Origin of the sequence: Achromobacter marplatensis (genome assembly GCF_049060505.1) — a bacterium.
Classification (GTDB): domain Bacteria; phylum Pseudomonadota; class Gammaproteobacteria; order Burkholderiales; family Burkholderiaceae_B; genus Achromobacter; species Achromobacter marplatensis_A.
Window position 1 is genome coordinate 752995 of the sequence record NZ_JBMGRB010000001.1, and the last position, 19252, is coordinate 772246.

At 64.3% G+C, this 19252-nt stretch carries 14 protein-coding genes and 1 other RNA gene; 8 read left to right on the forward strand and 7 right to left on the reverse strand.

Going from position 1 to position 19252, the window contains the following annotated elements; all coding sequences use genetic code 11:
• Window positions 1-10: 10 nt before the first annotated feature.
• The 7 genes from ACI0FO_RS03340 to ompA form a co-directional block, all read right to left on the reverse strand.
• On the reverse strand, window positions 11-2227 hold the full coding sequence (locus ACI0FO_RS03340; RefSeq protein ID WP_416024107.1) for a hypothetical protein: 2217 nt from the start codon (window positions 2225-2227) through the stop codon (window positions 11-13).
• Between the two features lie 34 nt (window positions 2228-2261).
• The gene (gene wecB / locus ACI0FO_RS03345; RefSeq protein ID WP_416024109.1) at window positions 2262-3422 is read right to left on the reverse strand and encodes a non-hydrolyzing UDP-N-acetylglucosamine 2-epimerase; all 1161 of its coding nucleotides are present in this window, start codon (window positions 3420-3422) and stop codon (window positions 2262-2264) included.
• A 305-nt stretch (window positions 3423-3727) separates the two neighbouring features.
• Window positions 3728-4117, reverse strand: a transfer-messenger RNA (tmRNA) gene (gene ssrA, locus ACI0FO_RS03350).
• 91 nt (window positions 4118-4208) lie between these two features.
• The gene (locus tag ACI0FO_RS03355) at window positions 4209-5384 is read right to left on the reverse strand and encodes an MFS transporter (protein ID WP_416024110.1); all 1176 of its coding nucleotides are present in this window, start codon (window positions 5382-5384) and stop codon (window positions 4209-4211) included.
• A gap of 434 nt (window positions 5385-5818) precedes the next feature.
• Entirely contained in the window at window positions 5819-6493 is a 675-nt protein-coding gene (gph, locus tag ACI0FO_RS03360; protein WP_416024111.1) for a phosphoglycolate phosphatase, read from the reverse strand.
• A complete protein-coding gene (gene ubiG, locus ACI0FO_RS03365; RefSeq protein ID WP_416024113.1) occupies window positions 6490-7218 on the reverse strand; it encodes a bifunctional 2-polyprenyl-6-hydroxyphenol methylase/3-demethylubiquinol 3-O-methyltransferase UbiG in 729 nt (242 codons plus the stop codon). The genes gph and ubiG overlap by 4 nt, the downstream gene beginning before the upstream one ends.
• Before the next feature lie 148 nt (window positions 7219-7366).
• Window positions 7367-7948, reverse strand: coding sequence for an outer membrane protein OmpA (ompA, locus tag ACI0FO_RS03370; protein WP_006225153.1), 582 nt, complete (start codon window positions 7946-7948; stop codon window positions 7367-7369).
• A gap of 425 nt (window positions 7949-8373) precedes the next feature.
• Here ompA and gyrA point away from each other — a divergent pair, with 425 nt between their 5' ends.
• The 8 genes from gyrA to rpsA all read left to right on the forward strand — a co-directional run bounded on the left by gyrA (window position 8374) and on the right by rpsA (window position 19249).
• Window positions 8374-11043, forward strand: a complete 2670-nt coding sequence (gene gyrA, locus ACI0FO_RS03375; protein WP_416024114.1) for a DNA gyrase subunit A — start codon at window positions 8374-8376, stop codon at window positions 11041-11043.
• On the forward strand, window positions 11043-12173 hold the full coding sequence (serC, locus tag ACI0FO_RS03380; protein WP_416024116.1) for a 3-phosphoserine/phosphohydroxythreonine transaminase: 1131 nt from the start codon (window positions 11043-11045) through the stop codon (window positions 12171-12173). Before gyrA ends, serC begins: the two co-directional genes overlap by 1 nt.
• Window positions 12166-13251, forward strand: coding sequence for a prephenate dehydratase (gene pheA / locus ACI0FO_RS03385; RefSeq protein WP_105554971.1), 1086 nt, complete (start codon window positions 12166-12168; stop codon window positions 13249-13251). The genes serC and pheA overlap by 8 nt, the downstream gene beginning before the upstream one ends.
• Before the next feature lie 11 nt (window positions 13252-13262).
• Window positions 13263-14384 (forward strand): histidinol-phosphate transaminase, encoded by a 1122-nt coding sequence (gene hisC, locus ACI0FO_RS03390; RefSeq protein ID WP_332008024.1) that lies wholly within the window; start codon window positions 13263-13265, stop codon window positions 14382-14384.
• Window positions 14381-15283 carry a prephenate dehydrogenase gene (locus ACI0FO_RS03395; RefSeq protein ID WP_416024119.1) on the forward strand — a complete coding sequence of 301 codons (903 nt, stop codon included), beginning with the start codon at window positions 14381-14383 and terminating at the stop codon, window positions 15281-15283. Before hisC ends, ACI0FO_RS03395 begins: the two co-directional genes overlap by 4 nt.
• A gap of 5 nt (window positions 15284-15288) precedes the next feature.
• The gene (aroA, locus tag ACI0FO_RS03400; protein WP_416024120.1) at window positions 15289-16611 is read left to right on the forward strand and encodes a 3-phosphoshikimate 1-carboxyvinyltransferase; all 1323 of its coding nucleotides are present in this window, start codon (window positions 15289-15291) and stop codon (window positions 16609-16611) included.
• 13 nt (window positions 16612-16624) lie between these two features.
• Entirely contained in the window at window positions 16625-17320 is a 696-nt protein-coding gene (gene cmk, locus ACI0FO_RS03405; RefSeq protein WP_416024122.1) for a (d)CMP kinase, read from the forward strand.
• A gap of 216 nt (window positions 17321-17536) precedes the next feature.
• The gene (gene rpsA / locus ACI0FO_RS03410) at window positions 17537-19249 is read left to right on the forward strand and encodes a 30S ribosomal protein S1 (protein WP_006225145.1); all 1713 of its coding nucleotides are present in this window, start codon (window positions 17537-17539) and stop codon (window positions 19247-19249) included.
• Window positions 19250-19252 lie beyond the last annotated feature (3 nt).

The window sequence follows — 19252 nt, forward strand, 5'->3', positions numbered from 1 at the left end:
CGCTTCCGGTTTACTTGTTTTCCTTGTGCTTCCTGCGGCTCACGCGTAGCGCGACGATCAGGATAAGGATCAATATCAGCATGCTGATACTGATGGCGGGCACGCTCCACGAGATATAGCGGCGCCATTCGAAGAAAGCGCTTTCGCCCGCGCCTGGCGGATGGCTGGCGTCGGGGTTGCCGCTATCGATCCAGGCCACCGGGCCCGTTGCGCCGATGATGACGACGTTGCCGCGGTTCAGCACGAACGGCGCATCCAGCATGCCCGGACGCTCGCCCAAGGTGTGCCAGAGCAAACCGTCCTGGCCGCCGCCGCTGACGACTTCCGCGGTGCTTATGTGGTCCAGGCCCGAAATGTCCAGCCACGTCGCGTTCTTGCCGTCCACCTTCAATTGCTTGCGGTCGGTCACCTGGACCATGGGCTTGGCCCCGTCCACCGTGACTTCCATCGCCAGGAACGGCCGGGCGGGCTTGACCGCCTGGCCTGCGGGCGCCACCGTCAGTTCCGCGCGCGTTGCAGACATGCCGCTGGCGGAGGCGATACCGATGACGCGCTTGATGTTGTCGGGCGCATCCGCCAGATAGCTGTCTGGAATGATCAGTTGCGGGCTGCCGGCCAGTAGCGGCAGCAGTCCCACGAAGGTCCCGTCGGGTTGCGCCTTGCCCGGTTTCACGTAGCTCGTCGGCAGCACGTTCACGGGATAGCCTTGCGGGATTTCGTTGCAGTCCACCGATACCGGCTGACGCTGGAAAGAGACGCGCACCGCATTGGTGACGCCCAGCGCATAGCCGGGCACGCGGGCGATCAAGCGTTCGGGCCGCCCATCGGCGTCCAACTGCTTGGCAGCCAGCAAAATGCCATTCCAGAAGACCGAGGCCACCGGGCGTGTCGTCGACGCGCCGGGCGCCGCGGCCAGGTCCACGACCAGTTCGTCCGGCATCCGGCCATCCGCGGACACCGATGCCAACGGAAAGGTCGCATTCCAGTCGCCGCGCGCCACCACGTCGAAACTGTCCGGCGAACCGCCCAGGGTGGTCAGGCGCAGGCCCCCGTCCGCGAAAGTCTGGGGCGGCGTCGCAGTCTTCACATTGACCTGGCGGGTTGCCAGGATGCGCCGCCATGCCGCATCGAAGGCGCCGGCGCCCTGAGCGCCGGCATCGGCGGCCACGGCGATCACGGCTTGGCGCCCCAACGACAGCAGCCGGATATTCTTGGCGGGCAGGTCCGCGCTGGCAAGCGGCATGCGTTGCTGGCGCCAGGCCTTGAACGCGTCGGCGGCGTCGGCGTCGGAAGCCAGCTGTGCCTGCAAAGCGTCCAGCGCAGTGTTATAGCGGGCCCGCAGCGAAGCATCGACGATGACCACGTCGCCGCTGACGGCGGGGGCGCCCAAGACCAGCAAGGCGCCGATCTCCGCGGGGCTGGCCAACTTGTGCTTGGCATTGTCCGCCACGGCGGCGAACGCCGGGATCTGCTCCAGGCCGGCGGGCGTCTGCAGGCCGCGCGTGTCGACCTCGTCGCCCACCGATGGGAACGCCTTGACCGCCACGCGCTTACCCGCGCGCTCCATCGCCACGCCAATGCGCCAGGCACTGTCGAAAATCTGCGGATCCACTTTGGCGCCAGGCACCATCAATACGGGTTTGCCGGGCAAGGTGCCCCAAGCGTCGTCAAGGTTGCCGATGGCGGACGCGTCGTAGCGGTAGCTCAGGGAGGTCTGTGGCGAGATCCTCAGCGCATTGGCCGTCGCGCGATTGCTCTCGCAATGGCGCGGCGCAATTTCCGACTGCCAGTCGATGCCCAGCCGCAGGAATCCGGTCTCGCGGCTGCGGTGTTCCACGGATAGTTTGCGGGTCAAGGACCCGTCGCCGTCGGCGATCCGCTGCGCGGTCTGCGGCACACCATCCACCCATAGCACCATGCTCGTGCGCCCCGGTTCACCCTTGGTGTATTTCGCGTCGAAGTTCAGCGTTGCCTCGGAAATCGGCACGCCGCGCGGCACTGGCAGATAGAAGTCGTGGCGCGCGTCGCTGTTGCTCAGGACGACCGGCTCCGTGATGCCCAAATCTTGCAGCGTGGTGTTCCGCGTGACCCAGTCATCGCTCTGCAAGCGCCGCAAGGCGTCGCCGGCGGGGCTGGCCATCGCGGCCAGGGGAAATAGCAGGCCGGCTGCCATCAGGGCGCGGCAAAGCGTTCGGATAGCGGGGGTGGTCAGGGCAGGGGAAGGCATGGGGGCTCCGGGCAGGGAACACGTCGCGAGGGCGTCAGGCGCCAGCCGCGGCCGCAGTTCCGTAGGGGTCGAATTCCGATACGGCGCGGCCGCACAAGGCGTCCACGATGCGTTGGCTGGCTTGACTGTCTCCATAGGGGTTGATGCGCCGCGAGAAAGACGCATGCAGACCGGGGTCGTCCAGCAGCCGGGTCACTTCGGCCACGATGCGCCGCGTGTCGGTGCCCACCAGCGCCACCGTTCCCGCCTGCACGGCCTCGGGGCGCTCGGTCACGTCGCGCATCACCAGCACCGGTTTCCCCAGGTAAGGGGCTTCTTCCTGAACGCCGCCGGAATCGGTCAGAATCAGATACGACCGTTGCATGAACCAGACGAAGTCGAGGTAGTCCAGGGGATCGATCAGATGCACATGCGACAGCCCCGCCAATTCCGTCATCACCACATTGCGGACTTGCGGGTTCAGATGCACGGGATAAACGATCTGCAGGTCGTCGCGCCGGGCCAATTCGGCTAGCGCCGCGCAGATATTCTTGAAACCACCCCCGAAGCTCTCGCGCCGATGGCCGGTCACCAGCAGCAGCCGGCGGGACGGATCCAGCCAGTCGTAGCGGGCCTCCAATTCACGCGTCAACGGGTGTTGCGGATCAAGCTTTGCGCAAGTCATCGCCAGCGCGTCGATCACCGTGTTGCCGGTGACGGTAATGTGGCCTGCCAGATTCTCGCGCAGCAGATTGCCGCGCGACTCGGCCGTCGGTGCGAATAGCCAATCGCCGACCGCATCGACGACGCGGCGGTTCATTTCTTCGGGAAAGGGCATCGCCAGATTGCCCGTGCGCAATCCGGCCTCGACATGGCCAATACGGACACGGCGGTGGAACGACGCCAATGCGCAGGCCGAGGCGGTGCTGGTGTCGCCATGCACCAGGACGCAATCGGGCTGCTCCGCCTCCAGCACGCTATCCACCCGGCTGATCAACCGCGCATAGAGTCCGTTCAGGGTCTGGTTGGGGACCATGATATCCAGGTCGTGCTGGGCGCGCAGGTCGAACAGCGCCAAGACCTGATCCAGCATTTCCCGGTGCTGGCCTGTCACGCAAACCACGCTCTGGATCCGCGGCTCCCGCTGCAGCGCGGTGACAAGCGGGGCCATCTTGATGGCCTCGGGACGCGTGCCGAATATGGAAAGGACTTTCATCGCAAGAATGACCTCACAGACGTGGTGGCATTTCCTTGCGTTTATTATGTCTTGAAAGTATTGGTAATATGTGACGGATTATTTCCACCCCAGCCAATGTTGGGGACATATTTGGTAAAAGTGTGGCGCGTTGGCCTGCCGCCACGCTACCGCAGTCGTGCTGGCGCGCGTGTGGGCCATATCCGGGATACAGAAGGGCGCGCGGCAGATACCGGCCCGTGCGTGTGGGCGGTCTGCATACGCCAAAAAAAAAGGCCAACTTTAAGGGTTGGCCTTTTCTAAGTGCTTGATAGCACTGGAGTGTTTGGTGGAGCCGGGGGGAATTGAACCCCCGTCCGCAAGCCCTCTGCAATCAGTTCTACATGCGTAGTCGATTTATTTAGTTTTAACTCTGGACTTAGCCAACCGACAGGCCGGACCAAAGCGATTCACGTAATTTAAATCTGAGCCGTGTGACCCCAGCGCAGACCGATTCCTTGTGAATGTCGCTGCTGTGGTTCGAGGGTTACCCCCCTAGGAAGTTGCCTTCCTCCACCTGACCCAAGGACAGATCAGTGCAGCGGCTCACCGCTTAAGCGGCGAGAGCGAAACGCTCGTCGTTGGCGTTTGTAGTGTTTCCAGTGGTTTAACGAGCGAACTGGTGCTCGGCATGCCCTGAGTTGTTTCGCGACCCACGTCGAATCCGGATCGGCCCCAAGAACTTCTATTGTACTGGTAAACGCAATAGCCTGCTGCATTCTCCGTGCCCGCACACACAGGCGTGGCGCGGGGGATACAAGTGCAGGTTCAGGCGGCGTTGGCGCACTCGGGTTTGGCCTGCCGCGGCCGCGATGCGGCCATCAGCGCCAAGGCCAGGGCGACGGAAACCGCCACGATGACCGATGCCGCCCAGCCCAGCGACGCCAGGCCGTAGTGGTCGATGACATGGCCGCCCACCACCGCGCCCAGGCCGATGCCGATGTTGGCGCCCGAGATGTTCAGCGACGCCGCGAAGGCGGGCGCTTCGGGGGCGGCTTTCATCAGGCGCACGTGGCAAACGATGAACAGCGCGGCCTGCGCAATGCCCCAGATGCCCAGGGCCACGGCCAGCAGGCCGTGCGATTGGATCACGGGCGCCACGAACGCCAGTCCTGCCGCCATCATTGAGGAAAACAGGGCGGTCGCGCCCAGCGGGCTGCGGTCCACCATCCGGCCGCCCAGCGTGTTGCCGATCAGCCCTACGCCGCCGAAGGCCATCATGGTCCAGCCGACGATTTGCCCGTTGAATCCGGCCAGCCGCTCCAGCATGTCGGCCAGGTAGGTGTAGGCGGTGAACATGCCCGTGAATACCAGCAGCGACAGCATCACGTGGCCCAGCACGATCGGATTGCGCAAGATGCGCAACTGCGTGACCAGTTTGACGCTGTCGGCGCGGATGCGGGTGCTGGGGAATGCCAGCAACAGCAGCAGCGCCTTGGCGAAGGCGACGCCCGACAAGACCCAGAAGGCCGCGCGCCAGCCAAATGCGTCCGAGATCAGCACGCCAATCGGGATGCCGAACACGGTGGCTGCCACGATGCCGAAGGCCACCATCGAGATGGCGCGGCCGGCGCGCGCCGGTCCGACCAGTTCCACGGCGGTGGCGCTGGCCAGCGACCAGAACACAGGCAGGGCCAGCGCAGGCACGAAGCGCGCCACGGCCATGACCCAGATGTTCGGGGCCACCGCCGCCACGGCGTTGGACACGCCGAACAGCAGCAGCACGCCGATGAACAGGCGCTTGCGTTCGACGTTGGCCATCAGCGCGGTCAGCAGGGGGCCGGTGGCCGCCACCGTGAAGGCGAACAGCGAAACCAGCAAACCGGCTTGCGACACCGTGACGTTCAGGTCGCGGGCCAGTCCGGGCAGCAGGCCGACGATCAGGAATTCGGTGGTCAGGATCGTGAAACCGGCGGCGGAAAGTAACAGGATAGGCAAAAGCATAGGCATTCCTCTGGCGCGATGCCGTCAGGCGGCGCGCGGGGCAGGGCGTTATCGGTATACGAAAAGGTCTAAGGGGCGCGGCGGCAAAGGGCCGGGCGCTGCGCGGTGGCAGAAAGCCGTCGGCGCGTAGGGCTGTGATTGCGGAGGGGAACGGCCGCAATCCCGGCGTCAGCCGGAATGGCAATCGGGAGGCACCCGAATGCCTTGCATGAGTGACACTTTAAGGGACTTTGGAATCCGGATAAAGTGCCACGCTTCGGATAAATTGTTCGATCAAGTCAACTAATGCGCGCGAACAGCGCGAGGGAATCCGTCGAGGGCGAGCCGGCTGAAGCCGGCCCCCGGCGCTGGACGCGTTGCCGTAAGCCGTCGGGCACTGGCGCCCTGCGCCTGGATGCACCCAGTGCAGCCGCGGGGCGGCAGGGCCAAGCGTGTCAGCGCAGGTCGCGGGGCAACAGCGGTTGGATGGCGGACCAGAGTTCCGCCGGGGTATTCGCGCAGGTTTCGGCTTCCCAGGTGCTGATGTTGTCTTCTTCGCCCACATAGCCGTAAGCGGCCGCCACGGCGGGCATGCCCGCCGCGTGCGCAGCCTGGATGTCGCGCAGGTCGTCGCCGACATAGACGCAGCGGTCGACGGCAAAGCCGGCTTCGCGCGCGGCGTGTTGCAGCGGCAGCGGATGCGGTTTGGCGTGTGCGGTCGTGTCGCCGCAGACCAACACCGCGCTGTCGCGCGTCAGGTCCAGGAATTCGACGATCGGCAGGGTCAGGTAGGTCACCTTGTTGGTGACGATGCCCCATGACAGGCCGCGGCGGCGGATGTCGGCCAGCATCGCTTCGATGCCGGGGAACAGTTTGCTGTGCACGGTCGAACTGGCCGCGTAATCCTCCAGGAACTGCAAACGCGTCGGTTCGTAGTCGGGGTCGCCAGCCTTCAAGTCCAGCGCCACGCGCAACAGACCGCGCGCGCCTTGGGACGCCACGGGGCGCAGGGCTTCGTAGGGCAGGGGTGCAAGCCCGCGGCGGGTACGTTGCCGGTTGGCGGCAGCGGCCAGGTCAGGGGCTGTGTCGGCCAGGGTGCCGTCGAAGTCGAACAGGATCAGGGCGCTCATTTGCGGGTAGCCATCAGGTAGTTGACCGAAGTGTCGGCCGACAGCGAGTAGATCTGGGTGATCGGGTTGTATTCCATGCCGCGCATGCTGACCGGCTCCAGGCTGGCGGCGCGGGCTGCCGCCGACAGTTCGCTGGGTTTGATGAACTGGTCATAGCTATGGGTGCCGCGCGGCAGCAGGCGCAAGACATATTCGGCGCCGACGATAGCAAACAGGAACGCCTTGGCGTTGCGGTTCAGCGTGGAAAAGAATACCCAGCCGCTTGGTTTGACGAGCGTCGAGCAGGCACGCACGATGGATGCCGGGTCCGGCACGTGTTCCAGCATCTCCATGCAGGTGACCACGTCGTACTGCCCGGGCTGTTCCGCCGCCAGTTCTTCCACCGGCACTTTGCGGTATTCGACCTTCACGCCCGACTCCAGGCCGTGCAGCCGGGCGACCTTCAGCGACTTGTCGGCCAGGTCGATGCCGGTGACGTCCGCGCCACCCCGGGCCATCGCTTCCGACAGGATGCCGCCGCCGCAACCCACATCCAGCACTTTCTTGCCGGCCAGGCTGCCGGCGCACTCCTGAATCCATTCCAAACGCAGCGGATTGATGGCGTGCAGGGGCTTGAACTCGCTTTCGGGATCCCACCAGCGGCTGGCCAGGGCGCTGAACTTGTCCAGTTCGGCCTGGTCGGCGTTAACGGCGGGGCGGGCGGAGTCGTGAATTTGCGTGGTCATGGGCGGTCCAGCGAAAAGCGACGCTATATATAGAGGGGTCCGTCGCGCGAAGGCGGGAGGGAAACACGCCATTGCACCACATTGGTGCAAGACGGACGAAAAAAAGGGCCTCGCTATGCGAGGCCCTTTATTGTAGCTAGTCCGGCAATTACTTGCGGCTACCCACGATTTCGATTTCAACGCGACGGTTTTGGGCACGGCCCTCTTTCGTCTTGTTGGAAGCGATCGGGTTCGACTCGCCCTTGCCTTCCGTGTAGATACGGTTGGGGTCGATACCCTTGCTGACCAGGTACGTCTTGACCGAAGCGGCGCGGCGCTCGGACAACTTCTGGTTGTAGGCGTCAGTACCGATGGAATCGGTGTGGCCAACAGCAATGATGGTTTCCAGCTCGATACCGCGAGCTTGCTGGGCGACTTGATCCAGCAGCTGACGGCCTTCGGGCTTCAGGGTCGACTTGTCGAAGTCGAAGAACGTGTCAGCATTGAACACGACCTTTGCCGCCATCGGGGCCGGCTTCGCCTTCTGTTGTGCAACCGGGACACCGTCGCAACCGGGGATACCGGTGGCAGGGGTCCAGAAAGCATCGCGCCAGCACAGTTCGTTCGTACCGTTTTTCCAAACGTTACCGAACGGGTTGCGCCAGTTGTCCACGGTTTGCGCGGAAGCTACACCAGAGGCCGTGACGGCGGCGAAGGCGAGCGCCAGAGCGAATTTGGAGGGTTTGTTCATGTTTCTCCTCGTTGAGCTTGAAGCTGGATAAGTGACTCGCAGCGAACCCCCGCCGCATATCAGGAAAACGGGGCCAGTATAGCAACGCCAAGAGCTGGTTCAAAGGATTAGCTACTGGGTTTCCTGCGTGCTGGAAACAATCTTAAGGCATTTGGGGGCCTTTGGCTTCCCTGGACAGGCGCATTAACGCTGGATACGGCGTTTTCGGCGCTCCATCGGTTTTCCATGTTGGTTTTTGACAACAGGGGCCATCGGACGCAGCCCGGCAGCGGGCCGCGCCATCCCCATTGTATCGGGAGGGTTATCCGCGAAGGCCGCTCATTGGCCACTTCCCGCAGCCCTGCCCGACGGGATCGGAATCGAATGATAGAATTTCCTGTTTACCCGGCCCGGGTTCCTCCTTACACGATTCTGTCGTTATATATATGGATTCCTTTGCCAAGGAGACGCTTCCGGTTTCGCTGGAAGAAGAGATGCGCCGCAGTTACCTCGATTACGCGATGAGCGTGATCGTTGGGCGGGCGCTACCGGATGTGCGGGACGGGCTGAAACCCGTCCACCGGCGCGTGCTCTACGCGATGCATGAGCTGAACAACGATTGGAATCGCGCCTACAAGAAGTCGGCGCGTATCGTCGGGGACGTCATCGGTAAGTACCACCCCCACGGCGACCAATCCGTCTACGACACCATCGTCCGCATGGCGCAGGATTTCTCCATGCGCTACATGCTGGTCGACGGCCAGGGCAACTTCGGCTCGATCGACGGCGATAACGCCGCGGCGATGCGCTACACCGAAATTCGCCTGGCCAAGATTGCCCACGAACTGCTGGCCGATATCGACCAGGAAACCGTGGACTTCGGCCCCAACTACGACGGCAGCGAGCAAGAGCCGCTGCTGTTGCCGTCGCGCCTGCCCAACCTGCTGGTCAACGGCAGCTCGGGCATCGCGGTGGGCATGGCCACCAACATTCCGCCACACAACCTCCAGGAAGTGGTGGACGGGTGCCTGTACTGCCTGCGCAATCCGGCCTGCACGGTCGATGAGCTCATCGAGCTCATCCCGGCGCCTGATTTCCCCACGGGCGGCATCATCTACGGCATGTCCGGCGTGCGAGAAGGCTATCGCACCGGTCGCGGCCGCGTCATCATGCGCGCCAAGACCCACTTTGAAGACATGGAGAAGGGCAATCGCCAAGCGATCGTGATCGACGCGATTCCCTACCAGGTCAACAAGAAGACGTTGCAGGAACGCATCGCCGAACTCGTCAACGACAAGAAGATCGAAGGCATCTCCGATATTCGCGACGAGTCCGACAAGGACGGCATGCGCCTGGTCATCGAGCTCAAGCGCGGCGAGGTTCCCGAGGTTGTCCTGAACAACCTGTACAAGAACACGCAGCTGCAAGACACCTTCGGGATGAACCTGGTGGCGCTGGTCGACGGCCAGCCTCGCCTGCTCAACCTGAAGCAGATGATCGACTACTTCCTGCAGCACCGCCGCGAAGTGGTCACGCGCCGCACGGTGTTCCAACTGCGCAAGGCCCGCGAACGCGGCCATGTGCTGGAAGGCCTGGCCGTCGCACTGGCCAACATTGACGATTTCATCACGATCATCAAGGCGGCGCCGACGCCTCCCGTCGCCCGCCAGGAATTGATGGCCAAGTCGTGGGATTCGTCGCTGGTGCGCGAAATGCTGTCGCGCGCCGACGGCGATACGCCGGGAGGCCGTTCGGCCTTCCGTCCGGACGACCTGGACGCCGAATTCGGCCTTCAGGGCGACGGCATGTACCGCCTGAGCGATACGCAGGCTCAGGAAATCCTGAACATGCGCCTGCAACGCCTGACCGGGCTGGAGCAGGACAAGATCGTCGGCGAATACAAGGACATCATGTCCACCATCGCCGATTTGCTCGACATCCTGGCCCGCCCCGAGCGCATTACGACGATCATCTCCGACGAACTGCAAGCCATCAAGGCCGAGTTCTCGACCGGCGTGAAGGACACGCGCCGTTCGGAAATCGAGATGAACGCGACCGAGCTCGACACCGAAGACCTGATCACGCCCACCGACATGGTCGTGACCCTGTCGCACGGCGGCTACATCAAGAGCCAGCCTTTGTCCGAATACCGCGCGCAAAAGCGCGGCGGACGCGGCAAGCAGGCGACGGCGATGAAGGAAAACGACTGGATCGACCAGTTGTTCATCGCCAACACGCACGACTTCCTGTTGTGCTTCTCGAACCGCGGCCGCGTGTATTGGCTGAAGGTCTGGGAAGTGCCCCAAGGCACGCGCAACTCGCGCGGAAAGCCCATCGTCAACATGTTCCCGCTGGCTGACGGCGAGAAGGTCACGGTGGTCCTGCCGGTCAAGGAATTCAGCGAAGACCACTACGTCTTCATGGCGACCTCGCGCGGCACGGTCAAGAAGACGCCGCTGTCCGACTTCTCCAACCCGCGCAAGGCCGGCATCATCGCCGTCGACCTTGACGATGGCGACTACCTGATTGGCGCCGACCTGACCGACGGCAAGCATGACGTCATGCTGTTCTCGGATTCGGGCAAGGCGGTCCGCTTCGACGAGAACGACGTGCGTCCGATGGGCCGCAACGCCCGCGGCGTGCGCGGCATGATGCTCGAGGAAACGCAGACCGTCATCGCGCTGCTGGTGGCTGGCGACGAAACGCAGACCGTGCTGACCGCCACCGAAAACGGCTATGGCAAGCGCACCCCGATCGGCGAATACACGCGCCACGGCCGTGGCACCAAGGGCATGATCGCGATCCAGACCAGTTCGCGCAACGGCAAGGTCGTGGGCGCGGTGCTGGTCAATCCGACCGACGAAATCATGCTGATCACCACCGGTGGCGTGCTGGTGCGCACCCGTGTCGCGGAAATCCGCGAAATGGGCCGCGCGACGCAAGGCGTCACGCTGATCAACGTTGACGACGGCAGCACGCTGTCCGGCGTGCGCCGTGTCGTGGAAAGCGATGCGGACGACGACGGCGACCTGGGCGAAGAGAGCCAGGACGAAGGCGGCGACGACAGCAACGGTGACGCGCAAGCGACGGATTCGACGGAACCTACGGAGCAATAATGGCCCGCCCCTGGAACTTCTCGGCAGGCCCCTCGGCCTTGCCCGAGGTGGTATTGCAGCAAGCAGCAGCTGAGATGCTGGATTGGCACGGAAGCGGCATGTCCGTGATGGAAATGAGCCATCGCGGCAAGCATTTCGTGCAGATCTGCGACGAAGCAGAATCGGATCTGCGTGATCTGCTGGGCTTGCCGGCCGACTACGCCGTCATGTTCATGCAAGGCGGTGGTTCCGGGGAAAACGCCATCGTTCCCATGAATCTCATGGGGCGTCGCGGCACGCCGGCCGCCGACTTCGTCGTGACGGGTCATTGGTCCAAGCGTTCGTACAAGGAAGCGGCCCGCTATGGCAGCACCCATGTTGCGGCAAGCAGCGAGCAGTCCATCCAGTTGGATGGCCGCGAGCAGGCGCCGCTGACCTGGGTGCCGCCGGTCGATACCTGGAAGGTGCGTCCGGAGTCGGCCTACCTGCACTTGTGCAGCAACGAAACCATCGGCGGCGTCGAGTTCATGGACTGGCCCGACACCGCCGCGCTGGGTGCGCCCGATGTGCCGCTGGTCGTCGACGCATCGTCGCATTTCCTGTCGCGTCCCATGGACGTGACGCGCTGCGGCATGATGTATGCCGGCGCGCAGAAAAACGCGGGACCGGCAGGCGTGACCATGGCCATCGTCCGTCGCGACCTGATCGGTCATGCCTTGCCGATCTGCCCGTCGGCCTTCGACTACGCTAACGTGGCGGCGGAGCATTCCCGCTACAACACGCCGCCGACGTTCGCGATCTACGTTGCCGGGCTGGTGTTCAAGTGGGTCAAGGCCAACGGCGGCGTGGCGGGCATGGAAGCCGCCAACAAAGCCAAGGCCGATCTGCTGTACGGCTACCTGGACAGCAGCGAGTTCTACCGCAACCCCATCCATGCACCCGTGCGTTCGCGCATGAACGTGCCCTTCGTGCTGCGCGATGAATCGCTCAACGACGCCTTCCTGCAAGGCGCGGATGCGGCTGGCTTGACGCAGTTGAAGGGCCACAAGAGCGTGGGCGGCATGCGCGCCTCCATCTACAACGCCGTGCCCCTTGCTGGGGTGGCGGCGTTGGTCGAGTACCTGAAGGAATTCGAGCGCCGCTATGGATGAAGACCTGCAGCGCAAGCTGCGTCCCTTGCGCGAACGCATTGATGCGTTGGACGCGCAGATACTCGACCTGCTGTCACAGCGCGCGCGCGCTGCGCTGGAAGTGGGCGAGGCCAAGCACGCCGCGCAAGCCGACGGCCCGGTATTGCGCCCCGAGCGCGAAGCCGAAGTCATCCGCCGCTTGCAGCAGCTCAACCCTGGCCCGTTCCCGAACGCGGGCGTGGCGTCGGTCTGGACCGAGATCATCTCGGCCTGCCGTGGCCTGGAGCGCGGCATGACCGTGGCGTACCTGGGACCGCAGGGGTCGTTCTCGGAGCAGGCCGCGCTTGAGCATTTCGGCCACGCCGTGCAGAAGTTGCCGTGCGTCTCCTTCGACGAAGTCTTCCGCGCGGTCGAAGGCGGTCAGGCGGACGTGGGCATGGTGCCGGTGGAGAACTCCACGGAAGGCGCCGTCAACCGCAGCCTGGACCTGCTGCTGAACACGCCGCTGACGATCCTGGGCGAACGGTCGCTGGTGATCCGTCATTGTCTGATGACGCAATCGGGCGGCATGGACGGTATCAAGACCATTTCCGCGCATCCGCAGGCGCTGGCCCAGTGCCAGGGCTGGCTGACGCGCAACTATCCCGACCTTGAGCGCGTGGCCGCCTCCAGCAATTCCGAGGCCGCGCGGGCTGCGGCTGGCGATCCGGCCATCGCGGCGATCGCAGGCGAAGTGGCCGCGCCCGCCTGGAACCTGCAGGTCGTCGCGGCCGGCATCCAGGACGATCCGCACAACCGTACCCGTTTCCTGGCCATCGGAAACATCCAGCCGCTGGTCAGCGGCAAGGACAAGACCAGCCTGATTTTGGCGGTGCCGAACCGCGCGGGCGCCGTTTATGAAATGCTGGCTCCGCTGGCAGCCAACGGCGTGTCGATGACGCGCTTCGAGTCGCGCCCCGCGCGCACCGGGCAATGGGAATACTATTTCTACGTTGACGTTCTGGGGCACCGCAATGACCCGAACGTCGAACGCGCGCTTGCCGCCTTGCAGGCGCAGGTCGCCTACCTGAAGGTGCTGGGTTCCTACCCGGCGCCGTGAGCCTCCACACCATGACCACCGCATCCAAGCCCCTCGTTGCACCCGCGCACGTCAGCGCCATCGCGCCTTACCAGGCGGGTAAGCCCATTGAAGAACTGGCCCGCGAGTTCGGGCTGGATCCGGCCGGCATCGTCAAGCTGGCGTCAAACGAAAACCCGTTGGGCATGCCCAAGTCGGCGCGCGCGGCCATGCTGGCGGCGGCCGAGTCGCTGGCCCGCTATCCCGATCCCAACGGTTTCGACCTGAAAGCGGCGCTGGCGGAACGCTACGGCGTGCCGATGAGCTGGATCACGCTGGGTAACGGCTCGAACGACATTCTGGAAATCGCCGCGCTGGCCTTGCTGGAACCGGGTGCCTCGGCAGTGTATGCGCAGCATTCGTTCGCGGTGTATCGCCTTGCCACGCAAGCGCGCGGCGCGCGCCACATCGTGGTGCCGGCGCAAGACTACGGCCATGATCTGGACGCGATGTTCGACGCAATCGCTGACGACACGCGCCTGCTGTTCATCGCCAACCCCAACAATCCCACGGGCACCTTCGTGCCGGGCGACAAGGTCGCCTCGTTCCTGGAACGCGTGCAGGCCGCGCACGGCGACCGCGTCACCGTGGTGCTGGACGAGGCCTACAACGAGTACCTGGACCCGGAACACCGTTTCGACAGCACTGCGCTGGCCCGCCGGTTCCCGAACCTGATCATCTCGCGCACCTTCTCCAAGGCCTATGGCCTGGCGGGCCTGCGCGTGGGTTTCTCGGTGGCGCAGCCGCCGTTGACCGACCTGCTGAATCGCGTGCGCCAGCCGTTCAACGTGAACACACTGGCTCAGGCCGCGGCGATTGCCGCGCTGGGCGACGCGGCTTACCTGGAAGAGGCATATGCCTCGAACAAGTCGGGCAAAGCGCAATTGTGCGAGGCGTTCGACCGACTGAAGCTGCGCTACGTGCCCAGCTACGGGAATTTTGTGCTGGTGCATGTGGGTGATGCGCCGCGCATCAACCTGGAATTGCTCAAGCGGGGCGTGATCGTGCGCCCGGTGGCCGGCGATGGCCTGCCTGAATGGCTGCGCGTGTCTATCGGTTTGCCGCAAGAGAACGCCCGCTTCATCGATGCCCTGACCGCCATCCTGTCCGCATGAACGACGCGTTACCTTCTACCGATCAGGGGGCCGCGGGCCCCCTTATTCCTGTATTGGCAGTCGTGGGCGTGGGCTTGATCGGCGGATCTTTCGCCGGGGCGTTGCGCCGGGCAGGGCAGGTGGGCCGGGTGCTGGGCGTGGGGCGCAGCGCGTCTTCGCTGGCGCGCGCGGTCGAACTGGGCTTGATCGATGAGGCCGTCAGCGCGGAAGACGCGGCGGCCCGTGCCGACCTGATTCTGCTGTCCACGCCTGTTGGCGGCTTGAAGAACGTGCTGTCGCGGATGCTGCCGCATCTGGGCGCCACGACGGTGTTGACCGATGCGGGCAGCACCAAGGCCGAAGTCGTTGAGGCCGCGCGCGAAGCGCTTGGCGGCAGCGTCGGGCGCTTTGTGCCCGGGCATCCCATCGCGGGCGCTGAACGTACCGGGCCGGACGCCGCCGATCCCACGCTGTACCGTGATCGCACCGTTATCCTGACGCCGCTTGCCGAAAATAGCGCGGCGTCGGCCGATCTGGTGCGCCGAGCCTGGCAGGCCTGCGGCGCCAGCGTGATCGACATGGACGCGGGCGCGCACGATCGTCTGCTGGCGTCGGTCAGCCATCTGCCGCATCTGCTGTCGGCGGTCTACATGGAACAGGTGGCCACGGCCGCCGATGCCGGTACGCGCCTGGATCTGGCAGGCAGCGGTTTTCGTGATTTCACGCGCATCGCGGCGGGCTCGCCGGAGATGTGGCGCGATATCTTTCTATCTAATCGCGATGCGATGCTGGCCGAGCTTGCCGACGTGCGCGCCGTCCTGGATCGCGCCGAGCGCGCGATTCAGAACGGCGACGACGCGGCGCTGCTGGCGCTGCTGGAAACCGCGGCCCAGGCGCGCCGCAATTGGCGCAAGGAGTAGCTGACATGGGCGCTTTGCCTTATCTGGACCTGCCGCGCGTGCGGCAAGCGCAGGGCGTCATCGCCTTGCCGGGTTCCAAGAGTATTTCCAACCGTGTGCTGCTGCTGTCGGCGATCGCCGAGGGCACGACGGTCATCACCGGCTTGCTGGATTCCGACGATACGCGCGTCATGCTGGCCGCGCTGCGCCAGTTGGGCGTGCTGGTGTCGGACCTTGAAGCGGGCTGCGTCACCGTTGAAGGCGTGCGCCGGTTTCCGGTGGAAAGCGCGGATCTCTTCATGGGCAACGCGGGCACCGCGATTCGCCCCTTGACGGCCGCGCTGGCCCTTATGGGCGGCGACTACCGCTTGTCCGGCGTGCCGCGCATGCACGAGCGGCCCATCGGCGACCTGGCGGACGCCTTGAACGCGCTGGGTGCGCGCGTGGATTATCTGGGTCAGGCCGGCTATCCGCCGTTGCATATCGGCCGCGGCGAAATCGCCGCCGATGCCGTGACCCGCGTGCAGGGTTCCGTGTCCAGCCAATTCCTGACAGCCTTGCTGCTGGCCGCGCCCCTGCAGGCCGGCCGCAGCGGCAAGCCCGTCACGATCGAAGTGGTGGGCGAGCTGATCTCCAAGCCCTATATTGAAATCACGCTGAACCTGATGGCGCGATTTGGGGTACAGGTGCGGCGCGATGGCTGGAGCCGCTTCGTGATCGACGGTGGCGCGGGTTATCGCAGTCCGGACCGGATCGCGGTGGAAGGCGATGCCTCCACGGCATCTTATTTTCTAGCGTTAGGCGCGATCGGCGGCGGCCCCTTGCGCGTGACCGGCGTGGGCGCGGACAGCATCCAGGGCGATGTCGCTTTCGCCGACACGCTGGCGCACATGGGCGCCAAGGTGGCCTACGGGCCGGATTGGATTGAGGTGACCGGGGTTCGGGTGGCCGATGGCGCGCGCCTGAAGGCATTCGACACCGATTTCAATCTGATTCCCGACGCGGCCATGACGGCGGCGGCACTGGCCCTGTATGCCGACGGGCCCTGCCGCCTGCGTAACATCGGCAGTTGGCGCGTAAAAGAAACCGACCGGATCCACGCCATGCAGACCGAGCTGGAAAAACTGGGTGCCCAAGTGGAATCGGGGCCGGATTGGTTGCGTGTCATCCCGCCGGCGCAGGACGCGTGGCGCGACGCGCACATCGGTACCTGGGACGACCACCGCATGGCCATGTGCTTTTCGTTGGCGGCCTTTGGCCCGGCCGCGGTCCGAATCCTGGATCCAGGTTGCGTCAGCAAGACGTTCCCGGGTTACTTTGATGTTTACGCGGGCCTGGTATCGGCCTAGCGCGAAAAAGCACATGACTTTGACTTCTACGACTGCTTCCCCTCTGGCCGACGTCATCACGATCGACGGCCCCACCGCTTCGGGTAAGGGCACCGTGGCGCATCGCGTCGCCAAGGCGTTGGGCTGGGACGTCCTGGATAGCGGCGCGCTGTACCGGCTGACCGCCCTGGCCGCCATCAAGCAAGGCGTGGCCGCCGACGACGAACCGGGCGTGGCCCGCGTGGCCGAAACCCTGGATGTGCGCTTCGACGGCCCCCATGTGTATCTGGAAGGCGCCGACGTCGGCCATGACATCCGCCGCGAGGAAGTGGGTAATTTCGCCTCCCGCGTGGCGGCCTTCCCGGGTGTGCGCCGGGCGTTGCTCGAGCGCCAGCGCGCGTTCCGCGTGCCGCCTGGCCTGGTGGCGGACGGCCGCGACATGGGCACTGTCGTGTTCCCGGATGCGTCCCTGAAGGTCTTCCTGGTCGCCGACGTGGTCGCCCGGGCGGAGAGGCGCCGTAAGCAGTTGATCGAAAAGGGAATTTCTGCTAATCTAGATGACCTTCTGCGAGACATGCGCGAACGGGACGCCCGCGATACCGAACGGGCGACTGCGCCGTTGGCTCCTGCAGCAGACGCACACGTGCTGGATTCGTCTGATTTGACGATTGCAGAGACGGTGCAGGCAATACTGGATTTTTGGCAGCAAGCACAAGCCAAGCACGGATAAGGGCCGCAAGCCCCAATCTGATGCGATGTGCCAGGCCTGCGATGAGCCAAGCCAATCCACTTTGATTTTTTGATTAGGCCCTGTCCTAGCCAGGCGCAACCCCCACGGGACACCCCGCAGGGCAAACCGGCAGGCAGGTATTTTGACTCCACTGTGGCGGGCAATCCGCTGCGGTGTGTTCTTAACGGCCATTTTGGCCCAATGGATTTCAACCCCATGTCTTCCGTTTCCACTACCGCCACCGGCGGCGAAAGTTTCGCCGACCTTTTCGCACAAAGCCTCAAGAGCCAGGACATGAAGTCCGGCGAGGTCATCAGCGCCGAAGTCGTGCGCGTCGACCATAATTTCGTCGTCGTCAACGCCGGCCTGAAGTCCGAAGCGCTGATCCCCCTGGAAGAGTTCCTGAACGACCAGGGCGAGCTCGAAGTGCAACCCGGCGATTTCGTCTCGGTGGCCATCGATTCCCTGGAAAACGGCTACGGCGACACCATCCTGTCGCGTGACCGCGCCAAGCGCCTGTCGGCCTGGCTGCAACTGGAAAAGGCCCTGGAAAACGGCGAGCTGGTTACCGGCACCATCACCGGCAAGGTGAAGGGCGGCCTGACCGTCATGACCAACGGCATCCGCGCGTTCCTGCCGGGTTCGCTGGTGGATCTGCGTCCGGTCAAGGACACCACCCCGTACGAAGGCAAGACCCTCGAATTCAAGGTCATCAAGCTCGACCGCAAGCGCAACAACGTTGTGCTGTCGCGTCGCCAAGTGCTGGAAGCCAGCATGGGCGAAGAGCGTCAAAAGCTGCTCGAAACCCTGCACGAAGGTGCTGTGGTCAAGGGCGTGGTCAAGAACATCACCGACTACGGCGCGTTCGTTGACCTGGGCGGCATCGACGGCCTGCTGCACATCACCGACATGGCATGGCGTCGTGTGCGTCACCCGTCCGAAGTCCTGCAAGTGGGTCAAGAAGTCGAAGCCAAGGTCCTCAAGTTCGACCAGGAAAAGAGCCGCGTCTCGCTGGGCGTCAAGCAGCTGGGCGAAGATCCGTGGGTGGGCCTGGCTCGCCGCTACCCGCAAGGCACCCGCCTGTTCGGTAAGGTCACGAACCTGACCGACTACGGCGCGTTCGTCGAAGTCGAAGCCGGCATCGAAGGCCTGGTTCACGTCTCCGAAATGGACTGGACCAACAAGAACGTCGACCCGCGCAAGGTTGTTACCCTGGGCGAAGAAGTCGAAGTCATGGTCCTGGAAATCGACGAAGACCGTCGTCGTATCTCGCTGGGCATGAAGCAGTGCCGTCAGAACCCGTGGGAAGAGTTCGCCACGAACTTCAAGCGCGGCGACAAGGTCCGCGGCGCCATCAAGTCGATCACCGACTTCGGCGTGTTCGTCGGTCTGCCTGGCGGCATCGATGGCCTGGTTCACCTGTCCGACCTGTCCTGGACGGAAACGGGCGAAGAAGCCGTGCGCAACTTCAAGAAGGGCGACGAGATCGAAGCCGTGGTTCTGGGCATCGATACCGACAAGGAACGCATCTCGCTGGGCATCAAGCAGCTGGAAGGCGACCCCTTCAACAACTTCGTCGCCACGTTTGACAAGGGCGCCGTTGTTCCGGGCACCATCAAGTCCGTCGAAGCCAAGGGCGCTGTTGTGACGCTGTCCGTGGACGTTGAAGGCTACCTGCGCGCTTCCGAGATCTCCTCGGGCCGCGTTGAAGATGCCACCACCGTTCTGAACGCCGGCGAAAACATCGAAGCCATGATCGTCAACATCGACCGCAAGACGCGTTCGATCCAACTGTCGATCAAGGCCCGCGACAACGCCGAGACCGCCGACACGATCCAGCGCATGTCCGACGCCAGCGCTTCTTCCGGCACCACCAACCTCGGCGCGCTGCTGAAGGCCAAGCTGGACCAACAGCGCAACGACGGTTAATTC